This window comes from Enterobacter cloacae (assembly GCF_013375935.1).
In the GTDB taxonomy this organism is placed as follows: domain Bacteria; phylum Pseudomonadota; class Gammaproteobacteria; order Enterobacterales; family Enterobacteriaceae; genus Enterobacter; species Enterobacter pasteurii.
The window spans coordinates 196,517-216,200 of the sequence record NZ_CP056117.1 but is presented as its reverse complement, the minus strand read 5'-3'; the positions used below and the strand labels follow the sequence as shown (position 1 = coordinate 216,200).

Sequence of the window (19,684 nt, the reverse complement as noted above, 5' to 3'; positions counted from 1 at the left end):
TTTTTCAATACCTTAATTTATCTGCCCATCTGGGGCGTTTGAGAATTTATTATGCTAATCAAATTATTAACCAAAGTTTTTGGTAGTCGTAACGATCGTACCCTGCGCCGCATGCGCAAAGCGGTAAACGTCATCAACGGTATGGAACCGGCGATGGAGAAGCTCTCTGATGACGAGCTGAAAGCGAAAACTGCGGAGTTCCGCGCGCGTCTGGAAAAAGGCGAAACCTTAGAGAGCCTGATCCCTGAAGCCTTTGCCGTTGTGCGTGAAGCGAGTAAACGTGTGTTCGGCATGCGTCACTTCGACGTACAGCTGCTCGGTGGTATGGTGCTTAACGAGCGCTGCATCGCGGAAATGCGTACCGGTGAAGGTAAAACCCTGACCGCAACGCTGCCGGCTTACCTGAATGCCCTGACCGGTAAAGGCGTTCACGTTGTTACCGTCAACGACTATCTGGCGCAGCGTGACGCCGAAAACAACCGTCCTCTGTTCGAGTTCCTCGGCATGACCGTTGGCATTAACATGTCCGGCCTGCCGGCACCAGCCAAGCGTGAAGCCTATAACGCCGACATCACCTACGGTACCAACAACGAATACGGCTTTGACTACCTGCGCGACAACATGGCGTTCAGCCCGGAAGAGCGCGTGCAGCGCAAGCTGCACTATGCGCTGGTGGATGAGGTTGACTCCATTCTGATCGATGAAGCGCGTACCCCGCTGATCATTTCCGGCCCGGCCGAAGACAGCTCTGAGATGTACCGTAAGGTCGATAAAATCATTCCTCACCTGCTGCGTCAGGAGAAAGAAGACTCCGATACCTTCCAGGGTGAAGGTCACTTCTCCGTCGATGAAAAAGCGCGTCAGGTGAACCTGACCGAACGCGGTCTGGTGAAAATTGAAGAGCTGCTGGTAGCAGAAGGCATCATGGAAGAGGGCGAGTCCCTGTACTCCCCGAGCAACATCATGCTGATGCACCACGTCACCGCCGCGCTGCGCGCGCATGCGCTGTTCACCCGCGACGTCGACTACATCGTCAAAGACGGTGAAGTCATCATCGTCGATGAACACACCGGCCGTACCATGCAGGGGCGTCGCTGGTCTGATGGTCTGCACCAGGCCGTTGAAGCGAAAGAAGGCGTGGATATTCAAAACGAAAACCAGACGCTGGCATCCATCACCTTCCAGAACTACTTCCGTCTTTACGAGAAGCTGGCAGGGATGACCGGTACCGCTGATACCGAAGCGTTTGAATTCAGCTCCATCTATAAGCTGGATACCGTGGTTGTGCCAACCAACCGTCCGATGATCCGTAAGGATATGCCGGACCTGGTGTACATGACCGAAGCGGAAAAAATTCAGGCCATCATCGAAGATATTCGCGATCGTACCGCTAAAGGCCAGCCGGTGCTGGTGGGGACCATCTCCATTGAGAAATCTGAGGTGGTGTCCAACGAGCTGACCAAAGCAGGCATCAAACACAACGTTCTGAACGCCAAGTTCCACGCCAAAGAAGCGGACATCGTTGCGCAGGCGGGCTATCCGGCTGCCGTGACCATCGCCACCAACATGGCGGGTCGTGGTACCGATATTATGCTGGGCGGCAGCTGGCAGGCCGAAGTGGCAGAGCTGGAAAACCCAACGCCTGAACAGATTGCCCAGATCAAGGCCGACTGGCAGGTGCGTCACGACGCGGTGCTGGCGTCCGGTGGTCTGCACATCATCGGTACCGAGCGTCATGAATCTCGTCGTATCGATAACCAGCTGCGTGGTCGTGCGGGTCGTCAGGGCGATGCCGGTTCTTCCCGCTTCTATCTGTCTATGGAAGATGCGCTGATGCGTATTTTCGCCTCCGACCGCGTTTCCGGCATGATGCGTAAACTGGGCATGAAGCCAGGCGAAGCGATTGAGCACCCGTGGGTCACTAAAGCGATTGCTAACGCCCAGCGTAAGGTTGAAAGCCGCAACTTCGACATCCGTAAGCAGCTGCTGGAATATGATGACGTTGCCAACGACCAGCGTCGTGCGATTTATACCCAGCGTAACGAACTGCTGGACGTGTCCGACGTGAGCGAAACCATCAACAGCATTCGTGAAGACGTGTTCAAAGCCACTATCGACGCGCATATTCCGCCTCAGTCTCTGGAAGAGATGTGGGATATTGAAGGCCTGCAGGAACGTCTGAAAAATGACTTCGATCTCGAGCTGCCAATCAAAGAGTGGCTGGACAAAGAGCCAGAGCTGCATGAAGAGACCCTGCGCGAACGTATTTACGAAACCGCGCTGGAAGTCTACAAGCGTAAGGAAGAGGTGGTTGGCGCCGAGATGATGCGTCACTTCGAGAAAGGCGTTATGTTGCAGACGCTGGACTCCCTGTGGAAAGAGCACCTCGCGGCGATGGACTACCTGCGTCAGGGTATTCACCTGCGCGGCTATGCGCAGAAAGATCCGAAGCAGGAGTACAAGCGTGAATCCTTCTCCATGTTTGCTGCAATGCTGGAGTCGCTGAAGTACGAAGTCATCAGTACCCTGAGCAAAGTTCAGGTGCGCATGCCGGAAGAAGTGGAGGCGATGGAGCAGCAGCGTCGTGAAGAGGCTGAGCGTCTGGCGCAGATGCAGCAGCTGAGCCACCAGACCGACGAAAGCGAGGCCGCAGCGGCAATCGCAGCGCAGACGGGCGATCGTAAGGTGGGTCGTAACGATCCGTGCCCTTGCGGTTCCGGCAAAAAATACAAGGCGTGCCACGGCCGCCTGAGCTAAGAACATAACAAACTGAAAAGGCGCAGATATCTGCGCCTTTTTTATGGAAGTGCCAATATGAAAACACTGCAAATTGCCGTCGGGATTATTCGCAACCCGCAAAATCAGATCTTCATTACCCAACGTGCAGCCGATGCGCACATGGCCAACAAATGGGAGTTCCCGGGCGGGAAAATCGAATCGGGCGAAACGCCGGAGCAGGCGCTGGTGCGTGAGCTTCAGGAAGAGGTCGGCATTACTCCGATTGGCGCAACGCTGTTTGATAAGCTGGAATACCAGTTTCCGGATCGTCACATCACGCTCTGGTTCTGGCTTGTGCAAAGCTGGGAGGGAGAGCCCTGGGGGAAAGAGGGGCAGCCGGGTGGCTGGGTTACGCTTCACGCGAGTGATGCCGAAAAATTTCCTCCGGCAAATGCGCCCGTCATATCCCGGCTAACGGGCAACCCGTAGGCCTGCTAAGCGAAGCGCCAGCAGGCTTTGAACGCTACTGCTGGTTCTCGCTCCAGTCATCGCTATCCGAGAGGTCGCCTTCGCTGGGAATGCGCTTCTCTTCCGCTGCCCATTCGCCCAGGTCAATAAGCTGACAGCGCTTGCAGCAGAATGGGCGAAATGGGCTCACTTCGCCCCAGACAATGGTTTTCCCACAGGTTGGGCAGTTTACGGTAGTTACGTCAGACATCGGCACTCCTTAACAACAGGCCAGTTCAAAATCGAGGCGTTCCGGCACGGTGCCATGTTCGCTGTCCAGCGGCATAAAGCGGATCGCGAAACGGCTTTTATGCCCCGAAATCTGCGGATAAAGCTGCTCGCCAAGAGACAGGTTCAGACGCAGAAGATCGGCATCGTCGCCGTTGTCCTGATAAAAGCCGTTGAGGCTGGTTTGCTTGCGGAACGGGGCAGAATTACGGACAAGATCGAGGATCAGCGATAGCGCCTGATTCATCGGCTCCAGGCTTGCCAGCCAGCCGTTCACCTGGCGATCGCGCTGCTCCTGCGGCATGTGTAACCACATATGCAGCGTTGGCAGATCGAAGCTACAGCATCCGCCCGGTATGCTCAGACGCTGGCGCACCAGCGCGATCAAACGATCTTCTCGCAGAAACTGCCCGACGCGCGGCGCGGCCATCAGCGTCGTGCTGCTGTTTTTCAGCTGCTGGCGTAACGCGTCAATTCGACTTTGGTCCACGCCGGGCACTTCGGCCCAGGCCTGTAGTTTACGCTGCTGGCGTTCCAGCTCTTTCAGCAGCTCAGTGCGGACATCGCCGCGTTCAATTACATCCAGCAGATCGCCCACGTTGCGGAAAAAATGCAGCGCGGTGGCGTGATCGTTGACGGGCAGGTGTTGTGAAAGCTGCTGGATAAGAAATTCTATGCGCAGCCAGGTACGCATTTTTTCGTTAAGCGGGTGCTCAAAAAGGATATGAGTCGACATTATGGTTTTTCCTGTGCAACGGCCTGCGCGGCGAAGGTCAGATACTGCGCGTGCAGACGAGCAACATCCGATGCAATGGCATCTGGTGCGCCGTTATTATCAATAACATCATCCGCAACGGCAAGGCGCGCTTCGCGCGTGGCCTGAGCGGCAAGAATTTGTTCAGCATGCTCACGAGAAACATGGTCACGGGCCATGGTTCTCTGGATCTGCGTTTCGCGGGAAACGTCAATCACCAGCTTTCTGTCCGCTTTTTTCTGAAGCTGGTTTTCAACCAGCAACGGAACAACCCACAGCACATAGGGCGAGCTGGCTGCGGCCATTTGACGCTGGGTTTCTTGGTGGATAATGGGGTGGAGCAGGGCATTAAGCCAGGCCTTTTCCGCAGGATCGGAAAATATGCATTCACGGAGCTGTCGTCGGTTTAGCGTACCGTCAGCCTGTATAACGCTGCTGCCAAAATGTGCTTCGATGGCATGTAAGGCGGGTGTATTTGGTTCTACCACCTGACGGGCAATGATATCTGCGTCGATAATCGTAATGCCGAGACGAGAAAACGCGTCCGCAACGGTACTTTTACCACTACCGATGCTGCCGGTTAATGCGACGATATACCCCATTACATAAGATCCTGGGAATTATTCATTTATAAAATCAGTTGCTTAAAGTTCAAACTTTCAACAGCGAATGTTTAGCTCTCTTTACCCGCTTTTTATCAGGTAAATTTATAGGATTGTAGCGTAAAAAAAGTGATTTTCGCAGTCTTGCGGAGCAGGTATTAGTGCGTATGATAGCGTCACTGGAGTTGTGCTTTCACTATTTTTGCCTCTAACCCCAGGAATCCGCACATGCGTATCGAAGAAGATCTCAAGTTAGGTTTCAAAGACGTTCTTATCCGCCCTAAACGCTCTACGCTGAAAAGCCGCTCAGACGTTGAACTCGAACGTCAATTCACCTTTAAGCATTCCGGTCAGACGTGGTCTGGCGTGCCGATTATTGCCGCCAACATGGACACAGTCGGAACCTTCGAAATGGCTACCGCACTGGCGCAGTTCGACATCCTGACTGCGGTACACAAACACTATAGCGCTGAAGAGTGGAATGCGTTTGTTGCCTCCGCCTCTGCTGACGTGGTGAAGCATGTGATGGTGTCTACCGGTACGTCTGATGCAGATTTCGAGAAAACCAGGCAGATCCTGAACGCGAATCCGGCGCTGAATTTTGTCTGTATTGACGTGGCGAACGGCTATTCCGAACATTTCGTGCAGTTCGTCAGCAAGGCGCGTGAAGCCTGGCCAACGAAAACCATCATCGCCGGCAACGTGGTGACCGGAGAGATGTGTGAAGAGCTGATCCTTTCTGGGGCTGACATCGTTAAGGTGGGTATTGGCCCGGGTTCCGTATGCACCACGCGTGTGAAAACCGGCGTGGGTTATCCGCAGCTGTCGGCGGTAATCGAATGCGCTGACGCGGCGCACGGCCTGGGCGGCCAGATCATCAGCGACGGTGGCTGCACCATGCCGGGCGATGTAGCGAAAGCCTTTGGCGGTGGCGCAGACTTCGTCATGCTCGGCGGTATGCTGGCTGGTCACGAAGAGAGCGGCGGTACCGTGGTGGAAGAGAACGGCGAGAAATTCATGCTGTTCTACGGAATGAGCTCTGAATCTGCGATGACCCGTCACGTGGGCGGTGTAGCAAAATACCGTGCCGCGGAAGGTAAAACCGTTAAGCTGCCGCTGCGTGGCCCTGTTGAAAACACGGCGCGCGATATCCTCGGCGGTTTGCGCTCTGCCTGCACCTACGTTGGTGCTTCCCGCCTGAAAGAGTTGACTAAACGCACGACGTTTATCCGCGTTCAGGAGCAGGAAAACCGCGTATTCAATAGCCTCTGACGGCTACAGCTGGCGCGCATCCGTGCGCCAGCGTTAACCCGCGCTCATCGCATCCCCCAGATGGAAAACCGGCAGATACATTGCCACCACCAGCGTACCGATAATCACACCCGTCACGATCAGCAGCAAAGGCTCAAGCATTGCCGCCAGACTGTCCGCCTGCTCAAATGTCCGTTCCGTATGGTGACGTGCGAGATTCAGCAGCATCACGTCCAGGGAACCCGATACTTCTCCGGTGCGTATCAGCTGAATGCGCAGGGGCGTAAAAACAGAGGCTTTCTGAAAGGATGACCACACGGGCATACCCCGTTCAATATCGCTGCGTACCGCGCGGATTTTCTCCTGCCAGAAGCCATTCTCAACGGTTTCCTGCACGCTCTCCATCCCGTCTAAAAATGCGATCCCGGCCTGCTGGGTTAAAGACAGCACGGTAAATATTTGTCCCAGCTTTTGCCCGCGCGACAGCGCGCCCATCACCGGTATGCGTAACAGCATATGCTGCCAGCGGGGATGCCGCCGCAGTTTACAGGCGACGATAACCAGCGTCGCGAGCAGGGCGAAAAGGGCGAGGAGATGCGCCTGAATGAAGGTAGCCAGCCCCATGACCGCCTGCGTGAGCAGCGGAAGCGGGGCGTTAAACGTTTTGTATATCGCGGCAAACTCGGGCAAAACCAGCGTAACCATGGCCAGCACCACGACAACGGCCAGCGTCAGGACGATCGCCGGGTAGCGCAGCGCTTTCTTCACTTTTGCACTCAGCAGCTGCTGGGATTTCTGCTGCTGCGCGAGCTGGCGACAGCACGCTTCGAGCTGTCCCGTCAGTTCACCCGTTTTCACCATGGAGATATAAAGAGGGCTAAACACCTCTGGCCACCTCTTCATTGCCTCCGATAAGGCGCAGCCTTCGCTCAGATCCTCAGCAAGGCTATACAGCAGCGCCTGCCACTGCCGTAAAGGATGCTGTTCCGCCAGCATTTGCAGGCTTTGGGATAGCGTGAGCCCGGCCTGCAACAGCGTGGCGAGCTGGCGAAAAATATCGTAGCAGTGATGTACATGCCATCGATGGCGCTGCTGGCAGCGCCTGAGCGCCAGCGGATGAAGCTGTTTACGCACTAATGCGGCGTAAGCTGCATCATGGTCGATAGCCCAAAGGGTGCCGGTCTGTACGTCACCCTCCATGGTCAGCGCTCGCCAGCGCCAGAGGGCGTTAGCAGCCATCGGGCATGCCCAGCACGCGCAGCAATTCTTCGAACGTGGTCAGCCCTTGTTCAACGGCCATACAGCCGTGCTCGAACAATGACGTCATTCCCGCCTGACGTGCGCTGGAGCCAATTACCTCTGTACTCGCTCCACTGGCAATAGCCTGCCGGAGCGCGTCATCGATGACGAGCACTTCAAAGAGGGCTACGCGGCCATAAAATCCGTGATAACAGCGATCGCAGCCGGTAGGTTGCCAGCGCGGAAGCGGCCGGGGCCACAGGCTGCGAGGGAGGTCGGCGTGGCGGCTTGCCTCCTGTCGACAGTGCGGGCACAGCCGACGCACCAGCCGCTGGGAAACCACCATTGAGAGCGCAGAAGAGATCATCCAGCGCGCGACGCCCATCTGTTCCAGCCGTACCAGCGCTTCGGTAGTCGAGTTAGTGTGAAGCGTGGAGAGCACCAGATGCCCGGTTTGCGCGGCCTTAATGGCAATTTCTGCCGTTTCGCCGTCACGAATTTCCCCCACCATGATGATATTGGGATCCTGGCGAAGCAGGGCGCGCAGCACGCTCTGAAAGGTAAGCCCGGCGCGCGGGTTAATCTGCGTCTGGTTTAGGCCTGCAAGGGGGATTTCTACAGGATCCTCCACGCTGCAAATATTAACGTCTGGGGTATTTCGCGCCTGCAGCGCGCTGTACAGCGTCACCGTTTTTCCGCTACCGGTCGGGCCGGTGACCAGAATCAGTCCCTGCGGGCCGTTTAGCACTCCGGCAAAGCGCGTCTGCTGGTCTGCGCTCATGCCCAGCCGATCGAGCTCCAGCGCTTGCTGTACCTGGTGAAGCAGGCGCAGCACGATTTTTTCTCCGCCGCTACAGGGAAGCGTTGCGATACGAAACGAGACGGGGCTGCTTTCCAGCTCCACCGTAAACTGGCCGTCCTGCGGCAAGCGGCGCTCGGCAATGTCCAACTGGCCCAGCACCTTCAGGCGCGCGGCCAGCGTCGTCCCGAGAGCAGCCGCGATCGGCGATTGCGGGTAAAGAACGCCGTCAATCCGCAGGCGTATCTGGTAGCCATTTTCCGCTGGTTCAATATGGATGTCGGATGCCCGCTGGCTTACCGCCTGCTGCAGGATCGTATTGAGAACGTCAGCGGCCGAGCCTGGCGCTATGCCCGGCAGATGCAATGATGTGACGGACTGGCGCCGTTTTTCCATGCGCTCGGCCGTCCAGCACTCTATATCAATACGCTTTTGAGTGGCGAAGCGCAAAGCCTCCATCAGTTCAGAGGCCGGGTTTCCCACCACGGCAATGCTTATCATGTCCGCGTCGCTTGCCAGCAGCAGGGCGTGATGGCGCTGGCAGAGAGTCATAAGCTGTTCGGTGTTCATCATCCACTCCTGTCAGTTATTGTCGAAGCGGAAAACGTCTTCGCAGGCTTGCCTGAGCGCTGCGTCGGATGCCATTTTGCAGTCACGCGTCCAGCCCGTCATGCCGTTGCCGTCGCTCCAGATCGGCGTCATCAGAACCTCAAGCCCGTTCAGGCTCTCCTGTCCTGTTAACGACACCACGCCTTTCGCCACGCTCATTGCCGAAACGTAGCGTGTGGTTGTCGGTGAGGGAATGCCGCTGGTGCCCGCGTCGCAGCGCTCCACACCGCCATGATCCAGAGCGCAAAGCTCAATGGCGGTGCGGTAGGGGATGAACGTTTGCAGCATATCGGTGAGCGCCGCTTTACGCAGGTAGTTCTGATAGGCCGGGACGCCAATTGCGCTCAGGATGGCAATAATGCCAATGACGACCATTAGCTCAATCAGCGTAAATCCTTGTTGTTTGTTCATGTCTGCTCCTTACGTTAAGTGGCGCTACTGTGGCAGTGCCAGCGCGCAGAAACGAGGAGCAAAAGCGTGAACGTGAAGGGGCTTTCAGGGGTTTTAGTGAGCGTTGCAGAGAAGAGCAGCGTAAATGCGAGCTGTCTCGTATTTCCCCTCTCCGGGCGGAGAGGGGAGGACTCGTTATTTGAAGCGCATAGAGAGGTCGAGGGCGCGTACGTGCTTGGTCAGCGCGCCAACGGAGATGTAATCAACGCCGGTTTCAGCAAACTCGCGGATGGTGTCAAACGTCACGTTGCCGGACACCTCAAGCTGCGCCTGGCCGTTGGTGCGTTTAACCGCCTCACGCATCTGCTCCGTGTCAAAGTTATCGAGCATGATAATGTCTGCCCCGGCTTTGATGGCCTCGTCCAGCTCCTCCAGATTTTCCACTTCCACTTCGACCGGCACGTCCGGGTGCAGCCAGAAGGCTTTCTCCACGGCCTTACGCACGGAGCCGGAAGCAATAATATGGTTCTCTTTAATCAGGAAAGCATCGGACAGCCCCAGACGATGGTTTGCGCCGCCGCCGCAGAGCACGGCGTATTTCAGGGCGGTACGCAGGCCCGGCAGGGTTTTGCGGGTATCCAGCAGCTGGGTGCGGGTACCTGCCAGCAGATCAACGTAGCGGCGTACCTCACTGGCGACGCCGGAGAGCGTTTGCACGAAATTGAGCGCGGTGCGTTCACCGGTCAGCAAAACCCGGGATGGGCCGTCCAGCTCGAAAAGTGGCTGACCGGCGTTTACCGCATCGCCATCAGCTACATGCCACGTTACCTGCACATCGTCGCCCGCCAGCTGGGTAAAGACCTCCTCAACCCAGCGTTTGCCGCAGAAAACCCCCGCTTCGCGGGTGATAATGACCGCGTGCGAGCGTGTCTCTTCTGGCAATAATTGTGCGGTAATATCGTTGTCGGCGCTGACGTCGCCGCCCAGATCTTCCTTCAGGGCATGGGCAACGCTTGCCGGAATATCACTATTAATACGTTCCAGAAGCGCGTCACGTCGGTGGTCGGGGTTGTAGCGGCGAGGCGGCATGATAAAACTCCAAATTGGTAACGAATCATAATATTGAAACATGCTACTCTGAACCGAGTAACAGCACCACAGATAAGGAGTTCCAGCATGTTGTTAGAGAACGGATGGCTGGTGGACGCGCGGCATGTACCGTCGCCGCACCACGATTGCCGCCCGGAGGATGAAAAGCCCACACTGCTGGTGGTTCACAATATTAGCCTCCCGCCGGGGGAGTTTGGCGGACCGTGGATCGATGCGTTATTCACTGGAACGATAGATCCCAATGCCCATCCCTTTTTCGCTGAAATTGCGCATCTGCGCGTCTCGGCACACTGTCTGATCCGTCGTGATGGTGAAGTGGTTCAGTATGTTCCTTTTGACAAGCGTGCCTGGCATGCCGGCGTATCCATGTACCGGGGGCGCGAGCGCTGCAATGATTTCTCCATTGGGATTGAGCTGGAAGGGACGGACACCACCCCTTACACCGACGCGCAGTATCAGAAACTGGCTGCTGTGACGCAAACGCTTGTCGGGCTCTATCCCGCAATAGCAAAGAATATTACGGGGCACTGCGACATCGCCCCCGAAAGAAAAACCGACCCCGGCCCGGCGTTTGACTGGTCCCGGTTTCGCGCCATGCTTACCACGTCGTCAGATAAGGAGATAACATGACGTTGTTTACCATGCTGCTGGTTATGATCGCTGAGCGCCTGTTTAAGCTCGGCGAGCACTGGCATCTGGATCATCGGCTGGAGGTATTATTCCGCCGCATCAGGCATTTTTCCATGCTGCGCACGCTGCTGATGACGGCAGGTGTGATGGTGATTACGTTCCTGCTGCTGCGCTCGCTGTACGGCCTTTTTTTCAACGTGCCGCTGCTGGTGGTGTGGATCCTGCTGGGCGTGCTGTGCATTGGCGCGGGCAAGGTGCGTTTGCACTATCACGCCTACCTGAAGGCCGCCTCCCGTGATGATGCCCACGCGCGCGGTGCGATGGCGAGCGAGCTGACGATGATCCACGGCGTACCGCCGGACTGCGATGAACGTGAATTTCTGCGCGAGCTGCAAAACGCGCTGCTGTGGATCAACTTCCGTTACTACCTGGCACCGCTGTTCTGGTTTGTGGTGGGCGGTCCGTGGGGGCCGGTACTGCTGATGGGCTATGCGTTCCTGCGCGCCTGGCAGACCTGGCTTGCCCGCTACCTTACGCCGCATGAGCGTTTACAGTCCGGTATTGACGCCATTCTGCACGTGCTTGACTGGCTTCCGGTGCGTCTGGTGGGGGTTGTCTATGCTCTCATCGGGCATGGTGAAAAAGCCCTGCCCGCGTGGTTTGCTTCCCTTGCGGACCGCCACACCGCGCAGTATCAGGTGTTAACCCGTCTGGCGCAGTTCTCGCTGGCGCGCGAGCCGCACACGGATAAAGTAGCAACGCCAAAAGCCGCCGTCTCGATGGCAAAGAAAACCTCGTTTGCGGTGGTGGTGATTGTGGCGCTGCTGACAATTTACGGCACGCTGGTCTGACCCGGCGCGCCGAAGCCGTTACAGCGTATCCGCAGGCGGGATGCCGAAATCAGGCATCCCGTTTTCGTCCCAGCGGACGCGTTTCAGACGCGTGTGGCGATTCGGATCGTAAAGCGGATCGCCCTCAATTTCAGTGTAGTTTCGCGCGTGGTAGACCAGCACATCGTCGCCCTCTGGCGTCTGCGTAAAGCTGTTATGGCCTGGCCCGTGCTGACGGTTTTCGTAGCTGGTCACGAATACCGGGCGCGAGGATTTATGCCAGTTCGCCGGGTTTTGCGGATCGGCATGCAGGTCTATCCACAGTAGCCCCATGCAGTAGTTCTCATCGGTGGCGCTGGCGGAGTAGCTAATAAACAGCTTATCGCCATGGAACAGCACCGCCGGTCCTTCATTGACCCAAAACCCGCGGCATTCCCAGTCGTATTCCGGCTTACTGAGCATTACCGGCTCGCCTTTTAGCGTCCACGGATTTTCCATTTCACACAGATAAAGGTTGGAGTTACCGGCAATATCCGGCGCTTTTTGCGCCCACAGGTACCAGCGTTTTCCCTGATGCACAAAGGTGGTGGCGTCCAGCGCGAAGGTGTCAAACGGCGTTTTAATTTGCCCTTTTTCTACCCAGGTACCGGTGAGCGGATCGGGGTCTGCGCATTCGAGCGCAAACATACGGTGCTGGAACATCCCGAGTTCGTCGAGCGCCTGGGTATGCGTCGCGGCATAATAGATGTACCACCTGCCGTCGATATGATGCAGTTCCGGCGCCCAGATCAGCTGGCTCATCGGGCCGGTGTCGGGCTTGCGCCAGACCACCACCTCTTCGGCACCGGGTAAACCTTCCAGCGAGTCCGCGCGGCGGAGCGCCAGCCGATCGTACTGGGGCACGGAGGCGATGAAATAGTACTGCCCTTCGTGGTGCAGGATGTAAGGATCGGCGCGTTGTTCAATAAACGGGTTTGGCCAGGTTTGCATTCGACTTTCCTTATTTTGTCTCAGCGGCGCTGAGTTCCTGATACTCGTTCAGCTCGCGGTAGTTATTGCGACGTTTCTCCAGGTCTTCCTGGATCCGCTTCATCGTCTCCCGGTCAACTTTCAGCAGACGTACCACGCCTGCGGTAATGAGATATCCAATGCCGGGAATAACGGTGAAGAGCAGGACGATCCCGTTAATGGCGTCCGCGCTTTGCGCTTTTGCGCCTGCGTCATAGCCGTACCAGGAGAGCAGGAAGCCAACCATCGCCCCGGCTATCGCCAGCCCCAGCTTGAGGAAGAAAATGTTGCCGGAGAAGCTGATCCCGGTGATACGTTTCCCGGTTTTCCACTCGCCGTAGTCGTCCACGTCGGCCATCAGGGACCAGTGCAGCGGGGAGGGGATCTGGTGCAGAATGTTCAGCAGGAAGTAGAGCACCACAATGGTGGTCGTCGCTTTCGGATCGAAGAAGTAAAAGGCGCAGGAGAAAATAGCCAGCGCGATGTTGGTCCAGAAGAAGACCTTCAGCTTGCACCAGCGGTCGGTCAGCACTTTCGCCAGCATACTGCCGAACATCATGCCGACGACGCCCAGGCTGATAAACAGCGTGGCGAAGTGGGTGCTTTGCCCCATGACCCAGGTGACGTAATACATGGTTGCCGCCATGCGGATAAAGCCCGGGCAGACGTTGCAGAGCGTGAGGAGCAGAATACGCACCCACTGGTCGTTCTTCCACACGTCCTTCAGGTCGTTTTTCAGCTCATCATGGCTTTGCACCGCCGGGCGTACGCGCTCGCGCACGGTGGCGAAGCAGAACAGGAACATACAGGTACCAACCAGCGCCAGGACGGTCATTGCCATCTGGTAGCCTTTGGCTTTGTTATCCCCGCCGAACCAGTCCGCCATTGGCAGCAGCGTCAGCGACAGCAATAGCGTGGCGATACCCACCATCACAAAGCGGTAGGACTGGCAGGCGACGCGCTCTTTCGGGTCGTTGGTGATCACGCCACCGAGCGAGCAGTAAGGAATGTTGATTGCCGTGTAGGTCAGCGAGAGCAGGAAATAGGTGACGAACGCATAGATAACTTTGCTGTTATAGCTCCACTCCGGGGTGGTGAACATCAGAATGCTGAACAGCGCGTAGGGGAAGGCAATCCACAGCAGCCATGGACGAAACCGGCCATATTTGCTGCGGGTACGGTCGGCAATGGCACCCATAATCGGGTCTGTTACCGCATCAATGACGCGGACAGACAGCAGTAAAACCCCGACCAGCGCAGGAGCCAGACCAAAAATATCCGTATAAAAATAATTAACAAACAACATGATGGCGCCAAAAATAATGTTGCATCCGGCGTCACCCATGCCATAGCCGATCTTTTCTTTTACTGAAAGTTTGTTGTTATCCATCGACAGCTCTCCGGGTTTCGGTATGGAGAGAATTATTTGCTGGCAAACAAATATATGCGTAGCAGTATAAGGTCGGTGATATGGATAAATTTGCTGTTGGCGTGAATTTGTGAGGAAGGTAACAGGATGCTGTGCCCGCGAGCGCGGACACAGCGAGGGGGATTAGTGTGCTTTCACCGTTTTGGCATTTTTCTGCCTTACCATATAGCCCACGCCCAGGATCGCAATCCAGACCGGGATCAGGTAGACGGAAATCGCCATGCCGGGGGTGATGAGCATGATGACCAGCACGGCCGCCATGAACAGCAGGCACACCCAGTTACCCAGCGGATAGAGCAGGGCAGGGAAGCGAGTGGTCACGCCCTGCTGCTGCTTGGCGCGGCGGAATTTAATGTGCGCGAGGCTGATCATTGCCCAGTTGATCACCAGGGCAGAAACCACCAGCGCCATCAGCAGGCCGAAGGCCGATTCCGGCGCCAGGTAGTTAATCAGCACGCACAGCGCCGTCACTACCGCCGAAACGATGATGGTGTTAACCGGTACGCCACGTTTATCAACGGTGAGCAGCGCTTTTGGCGCGTTGCCCTGCTGCGCCAGGCCGAACAGCATACGGCTGTTGCAGTAAACGCAGCTGTTATACACGGAGAGCGCGGCGGTCAGCACCACGACGTTGAGCGCGTTCGCCACGAAGGTGTCGCCCAGCTCGTGGAAGATCAGCACAAACGGGCTGGTATCCGCCGTGACGCGCGTCCACGGCAGCAGAGAGAGCAGTACCGCCAGCGAGCCCACATAGAAGATAAGAATGCGGTAGATAACCTGGTTGGTGGCTTTCGGGATGCTGTGCTCCGGGTTGTCGGCTTCAGCGGCGGTGATGCCCACCAGCTCCAGACCGCCGAAGGAGAACATAATGATCGCCATCATCATCACCAGCCCGGTCATGCCGTGCGGCAGGAAGCCGCCCTGTTCCCAGAGGTTGCGCACCGTGGCCTGCGGGCCGCCGTTGCCGCTGAACAGCAGCCAGCCGCCAAAGACGATCATCGCCACAACGGCAATAACTTTGATAATGGCGAACCAGAACTCCATCTCCCCGAACACTTTTACGTTGGTCAGGTTAATGGCGTTGATCAGGACGAAGAAGACCGCCGCAGATGCCCAGGTGGGGATCTCCGGGTACCAGAACTGAATGTATTTACCGACGGCGGTCAGCTCGGCCATGGCAACCAGAACGTACAGAACCCAGTAGTTCCAGCCGGAGGCGAAGCCTGCAAAGCTGCCCCAGTATTTGTAGGCAAAGTGGCTGAAAGAGCCTGCGACCGGCTCCTCGACAACCATTTCGCCCAGCTGGCGCATAATCAGAAAAGCAATGAAACCCGCAATCGCGTAACCCAGAATAATGCCCGGACCGGCAGACTGGATAACGGACGCACTGCCCAGAAACAGGCCAGTACCAATAGCACCGCCCAGTGCGATGAGCTGAATATGGCGGTTTTTAAGGCCGCGCTTTAGCTGATCGCCGTGCTGTTGAGCTTCCATTTGAAACCTCGTGTGTGGTTGTTATGTTCACGCTGTGCGTGTGTAATTATGAAAGTCCATATTCTGTATTTATTTCTTTACGGTTAACGATACCAAAAAAAACGGAGATGGCTTCCGTTAGCGCAAGAATAGTGGTAAGCGCCAGCGAATGCACCTGCTTTATGAAGGGATGATGACCACTTGAATAAAAAGAAACCAATTGTAAATCGGTACGTTAACCCCTCATACCCAACCTATAGAATAGAAATGCGCAAGAAGTGGGCGAATTTTCATTTTTTGCCTTGTTGAATCGCTTCAGATTGCAAAAACCCTCGTTTCATTATGGTTAAAACTGCCTCTTTGGTAGTAACCAACTCATTTGTGCAAAGTTACATTCCTGAAACGTTAGTTCTGTAAGGTTGTTAAAATGTGCCGGGTTTACTGATTTCAATCAAAACCAATATGGACAGAAGGTGAATACTTTGTTACTTTAGCGATACGAACATGAAATTGGTAAGACCAATTGACTCCGGGCAAAAAGGCGTAAGACAGGGAATATGGCCTACAGCAAAATTCGCCAACCAAAACTTTCCGATGTGATTGAGCAGCAGCTGGAGTTTTTAATTCTCGAAGGGACACTGCGCCCGGGCGAGAAGCTCCCGCCTGAGCGCGAGCTGGCAAAACAGTTCGACGTTTCACGTCCCTCTTTGCGTGAGGCGATTCAACGTCTCGAAGCAAAGGGCCTGTTGCTCCGTCGCCAGGGTGGCGGAACCTTTGTGCAAAACAGCCTGTGGCAGAGCTTCAGCGATCCGCTGGTAGAACTTCTCTCTGACCACCCAGAATCCCAGTTTGATCTGCTTGAGACCCGTCACGCGCTGGAAGGTATCGCGGCCTATTACGCCGCCCTTCGCAGCACTGATGAAGATCGCGTGCGTATTCGCGAGCTGCATCAGGCCATTGAACGGGCACAGCAGTCCGGCGACTTAGACGCCGAATCCAGCGCCGTCGTCCAGTATCAAATTGCCGTCACCGAAGCTGCACACAACGTGGTGCTCCTCCATCTGCTACGCTGCATGGAGCCGATGCTGGCCCAGAACGTTCGTCAGAATTTTGAATTGTTGTATGCCCGTCGGGAGATGCTCCCGCTGGTAAGCAACCATCGCACCCGAGTATTCGAGGCGATAATGGCCGGGGAACCGGAGCAGGCGCGCGAAGCGTCGCACCGCCATCTGGCTTTCATTGAGGAAATCTTGCTGGACCGCAGCCGTGAACAATCGCGTCGCGAACGTTCATTACGCCGCATACAGCAACGAAAGGATTAAGCGCCAGTTTTTTAGAGCGCGGCAACTAAACGCAGAACCTGTCTTATTGTGTTTTCTGGCGAAAATACAATGGGACAGGTTCCAGACAAATCAACGTATTAGATAGATAAGGAATACCCCCATGTCAGAACGTCTCCAAAATGACGTGGATCCGATCGAAACTCGCGACTGGCTACAGGCGATCGAATCGGTCATCCGTGAAGAAGGTGTTGAGCGCGCTCAGTATCTGATTGATCAGCTGCTTTCAGAAGCGCGCAAAGGCGGCGTGAAAGTGGCTTCAGGTGCAGGGGCTAGCAACTACGTAAACACGATTGCCGTCGAAGACGAACCGGAATACCCGGGCAATCTGGATCTGGAACGCCGTATTCGTTCTGCTATCCGCTGGAACGCCATCATGACCGTTCTGCGCGCATCCAAGAAAGATCTGGAGCTGGGTGGCCACATGGCGTCCTTCCAGTCCTCTGCGACCGTTTACGAAGTGTGCTTCAACCACTTCTTCCGTGCAGCCAACGAGAAAGACGGCGGCGATCTGGTGTACTTCCAGGGCCACATCTCTCCGGGCATCTATGCACGCGCCTTCCTGGAAGGTCGTCTGACTGAAGAGCAGATGAACAACTTCCGTCAGGAAGTTCACGGTAAAGGCCTGTCTTCTTACCCGCACCCTAAACTGATGCCTGAATTCTGGCAGTTCCCGACCGTATCTATGGGTCTGGGTCCAATTGGTGCGATCTACCAGGCTAAATTCCTGAAGTATCTGGAACACCGTGGTCTGAAAGATACCTCCGAGCAGACCGTTTACGCCTTCCTGGGCGACGGTGAAATGGATGAGCCAGAATCTAAAGGCGCGATCACTATCGCGACCCGTGAGAAGCTGGACAACCTGTGCTTCATCATCAACTGTAACCTGCAGCGTCTGGATGGTCCGGTAACCGGCAACGGCAAGATCATCAACGAGCTGGAAGGCATCTTCGCGGGTGCTGGCTGGAACGTGATTAAAGTCATGTGGGGCGGTCGTTGGGATGAACTGCTGCGCAAAGACACCAGCGGTAAGCTGATTCAGCTGATGAACGAAACCGTTGACGGCGACTACCAGACCTTCAAATCCAAAGACGGTGCCTACGTACGTGAGCACTTCTTCGGCAAATATCCTGAAACCGCAGCCCTGGTTGCAGACTGGACTGACGAGCAGATCTGGGCCCTGAACCGCGGCGGTCACGATCCGAAGAAAGTTTACGCTGCACTGAAAAAAGCGCAGGAAACCAAAGGTAAAGCGACTGTAATCCTGGCCCACACCATCAAAGGTTACGGCATGGGTGATACCGCAGAAGGTAAAAACATCGCTCACCAGGTTAAGAAAATGAACATGGACGGCGTGCGCTATATCCGCGACCGTTTCAACGTTCCAGTGACCGACGAGCAGGTTGAAAACCTGTCTTACATCACCTTCCCGGAAGGTTCTGAAGAGCACAAGTACCTGCACGAACGTCGTCAGGCGCTGAAAGGCTACCTGCCAGCTCGTCAGCCTAACTTCACCGAGAAGCTGGAACTGCCGGCGCTGGAAGATTTCTCTCAGCTGCTGGAAGAGCAGAACAAAGAGATCTCCACCACCATCGCCTTCGTTCGTGCCCTGAACGTGATGCTGAAGAACAAGTCGATCAAAGATCGCCTGGTTCCAATCATCGCCGACGAAGCGCGTACTTTCGGTATGGAAGGTCTGTTCCGTCAGATCGGTATCTACAGCCCGAACGGCCAGCAGTACACCCCGCAGGACCGTGAGCAGGTTGCATACTACAAAGAAGACGAGAAAGGTCAGATCCTGCAGGAAGGTATCAACGAGCTGGGCGCAGGCGCATCCTGGCTGGCTGCTGCGACCTCTTACAGCACCAACAACCTGCCGATGATCCCGTTCTACATTTACTACTCCATGTTCGGGTTCCAGCGTATCGGTGACCTGTGCTGGCAGGCAGGCGACCAGCAGGCTCGCGGCTTCCTGATTGGTGGTACTTCCGGTCGTACGACCCTGAACGGTGAAGGTCTGCAGCACGAAGATGGCCACAGCCACATTCAGTCTCTGACTATCCCTAACTGTATCTCTTACGACCCGTCTTACGCGTACGAAGTGGCAGTCATCATGCATGACGGTCTGCAGCGCATGTACGGCGAAGCGCAAGAGAACATTTACTACTACATCACCACCCTGAACGAAAACTACCACATGCCGGCAATGCCAGCAGGTGCCGAGGAAGGTATCCGTAAAGGTATCTACAAACTCGAAACCATCGAAGGTAGCAAAGGTAAAGTTCAGCTGCTGGGCTCCGGCTCTATCCTGCGTCACGTCCGTGAAGCAGCGCAGATCCTGGCGAAAGACTACGGTGTGGGTTCCGACGTGTACAGCGTGACCTCCTTCACTGAACTGGCGCGTGATGGCCAGGACTGTGAGCGCTGGAACATGCTGCACCCAATGGAAACCCCACGCGTTCCGTACATCGCTCAGGTGATGAACGACGCGCCAGCGGTGGCGTCTACTGACTATATGAAACTGTTCGCTGAGCAGGTTCGTACTTACGTTCCAGCTGATGATTATCGCGTACTGGGTACTGACGGCTTCGGTCGTTCTGACAGCCGCGAAAACCTGCGTCACCACTTCGAAGTTGATGCTTCTTACGTGGTTGTAGCAGCACTGGGCGAACTGGCTAAACGTGGCGAAATCGATAAGAAAGTGGTTGCGGAAGCAATTACCAAATTCAACATCGATGCAGATAAAGTTAACCCGCGTCTGGCGTAA

Annotated in this window: 17 protein-coding genes; 7 read left to right on the top strand and 10 right to left on the bottom strand. The window is 55.9% G+C overall.

Features of this window, described 5'->3' with window-relative positions; all coding sequences use genetic code 11:
• The first annotated feature begins 51 nt into the window (after positions 1 to 51).
• Both secA and mutT read left to right on the top strand, forming a co-directional pair.
• Positions 52 to 2,757 (top strand): preprotein translocase subunit SecA, encoded by a 2,706-nt coding sequence (gene secA, locus HWQ14_RS00980; RefSeq protein ID WP_148420083.1) that lies wholly within the window; start codon positions 52 to 54, stop codon positions 2,755 to 2,757.
• A 57-nt stretch (positions 2,758 to 2,814) separates the two neighbouring features.
• Positions 2,815 to 3,207, top strand: coding sequence for an 8-oxo-dGTP diphosphatase MutT (mutT, locus tag HWQ14_RS00975; RefSeq protein WP_176608705.1), 393 nt, complete (start codon positions 2,815 to 2,817; stop codon positions 3,205 to 3,207).
• 34 nt (positions 3,208 to 3,241) lie between these two features.
• On the opposite strand, the gene yacG is transcribed toward mutT, so the two are convergent.
• Genes yacG through coaE form a run of 3 tightly spaced genes read right to left on the bottom strand, consistent with a single transcriptional unit; the run spans position 3,242 to position 4,809 of the window.
• A complete protein-coding gene (yacG, locus tag HWQ14_RS00970) occupies positions 3,242 to 3,436 on the bottom strand; it encodes a DNA gyrase inhibitor YacG (RefSeq protein WP_059370139.1) in 195 nt (64 codons plus the stop codon).
• A 9-nt stretch (positions 3,437 to 3,445) separates the two neighbouring features.
• Entirely contained in the window at positions 3,446 to 4,189 is a 744-nt protein-coding gene (zapD, locus tag HWQ14_RS00965) for a cell division protein ZapD (RefSeq protein ID WP_148420084.1), read from the bottom strand.
• Entirely contained in the window at positions 4,189 to 4,809 is a 621-nt protein-coding gene (gene coaE / locus HWQ14_RS00960) for a dephospho-CoA kinase (protein ID WP_176608704.1), read from the bottom strand. Before coaE ends, zapD begins: the two co-directional genes overlap by 1 nt.
• A 228-nt stretch (positions 4,810 to 5,037) precedes the next feature.
• Here coaE and HWQ14_RS00955 point away from each other — a divergent pair, with 228 nt between their 5' ends.
• Positions 5,038 to 6,081, top strand: coding sequence for a GMP reductase (locus HWQ14_RS00955; protein ID WP_148420086.1), 1,044 nt, complete (start codon positions 5,038 to 5,040; stop codon positions 6,079 to 6,081).
• Positions 6,082 to 6,114: 33 nt separating this feature from the next.
• Here the strand turns inward: HWQ14_RS00955 and hofC are convergent, their stop codons facing one another.
• The 4 genes from hofC to nadC all read right to left on the bottom strand — a co-directional run bounded on the left by hofC (position 6,115) and on the right by nadC (position 10,186).
• Positions 6,115 to 7,299, bottom strand: a complete 1,185-nt coding sequence (hofC, locus tag HWQ14_RS00950) for a protein transport protein HofC (RefSeq protein ID WP_176608703.1) — start codon at positions 7,297 to 7,299, stop codon at positions 6,115 to 6,117.
• The gene (gspE, locus tag HWQ14_RS00945; RefSeq protein WP_176611135.1) at positions 7,289 to 8,668 is read right to left on the bottom strand and encodes a type II secretion system protein GspE; all 1,380 of its coding nucleotides are present in this window, start codon (positions 8,666 to 8,668) and stop codon (positions 7,289 to 7,291) included. Before gspE ends, hofC begins: the two co-directional genes overlap by 11 nt.
• Before the next feature lie 12 nt (positions 8,669 to 8,680).
• Positions 8,681 to 9,118, bottom strand: coding sequence for a prepilin peptidase-dependent pilin (gene ppdD / locus HWQ14_RS00940; RefSeq protein ID WP_176608702.1), 438 nt, complete (start codon positions 9,116 to 9,118; stop codon positions 8,681 to 8,683).
• A gap of 174 nt (positions 9,119 to 9,292) precedes the next feature.
• The gene (nadC, locus tag HWQ14_RS00935) at positions 9,293 to 10,186 is read right to left on the bottom strand and encodes a carboxylating nicotinate-nucleotide diphosphorylase (protein WP_148420089.1); all 894 of its coding nucleotides are present in this window, start codon (positions 10,184 to 10,186) and stop codon (positions 9,293 to 9,295) included.
• Positions 10,187 to 10,273: 87 nt separating this feature from the next.
• Here nadC and ampD point away from each other — a divergent pair, with 87 nt between their 5' ends.
• Both ampD and ampE read left to right on the top strand, forming a co-directional pair.
• Positions 10,274 to 10,837: a 1,6-anhydro-N-acetylmuramyl-L-alanine amidase AmpD gene (ampD, locus tag HWQ14_RS00930; RefSeq protein ID WP_148420090.1), complete on the top strand. Its 564-nt coding sequence runs from the start codon at positions 10,274 to 10,276 to the stop codon at positions 10,835 to 10,837.
• Complete coding sequence (ampE, locus tag HWQ14_RS00925) at positions 10,834 to 11,688, top strand: beta-lactamase regulator AmpE (RefSeq protein ID WP_148420091.1); 855 nt, start codon at positions 10,834 to 10,836, stop codon at positions 11,686 to 11,688. The genes ampD and ampE overlap by 4 nt, the downstream gene beginning before the upstream one ends.
• 18 nt (positions 11,689 to 11,706) lie before the next feature.
• On the opposite strand, the gene HWQ14_RS00920 is transcribed toward ampE, so the two are convergent.
• The 3 genes from HWQ14_RS00920 to aroP all read right to left on the bottom strand — a co-directional run bounded on the left by HWQ14_RS00920 (position 11,707) and on the right by aroP (position 15,598).
• The gene (locus HWQ14_RS00920) at positions 11,707 to 12,657 is read right to left on the bottom strand and encodes a glycoside hydrolase family 43 protein (RefSeq protein ID WP_176608701.1); all 951 of its coding nucleotides are present in this window, start codon (positions 12,655 to 12,657) and stop codon (positions 11,707 to 11,709) included.
• 10 nt (positions 12,658 to 12,667) lie between these two features.
• Entirely contained in the window at positions 12,668 to 14,065 is a 1,398-nt protein-coding gene (locus HWQ14_RS00915; RefSeq protein ID WP_148420093.1) for a glycoside-pentoside-hexuronide (GPH):cation symporter, read from the bottom strand.
• A 162-nt stretch (positions 14,066 to 14,227) separates the two neighbouring features.
• A complete protein-coding gene (aroP, locus tag HWQ14_RS00910; RefSeq protein WP_148420094.1) occupies positions 14,228 to 15,598 on the bottom strand; it encodes an aromatic amino acid transporter AroP in 1,371 nt (456 codons plus the stop codon).
• Between the two features lie 536 nt (positions 15,599 to 16,134).
• On the opposite strand from aroP, the gene pdhR reads away from it, so the two are divergent.
• Both pdhR and aceE read left to right on the top strand, forming a co-directional pair.
• Positions 16,135 to 16,899: a pyruvate dehydrogenase complex transcriptional repressor PdhR gene (gene pdhR, locus HWQ14_RS00905; protein ID WP_006173806.1), complete on the top strand. Its 765-nt coding sequence runs from the start codon at positions 16,135 to 16,137 to the stop codon at positions 16,897 to 16,899.
• A gap of 121 nt (positions 16,900 to 17,020) precedes the next feature.
• Entirely contained in the window at positions 17,021 to 19,684 is a 2,664-nt protein-coding gene (aceE, locus tag HWQ14_RS00900) for a pyruvate dehydrogenase (acetyl-transferring), homodimeric type (protein ID WP_148420095.1), read from the top strand.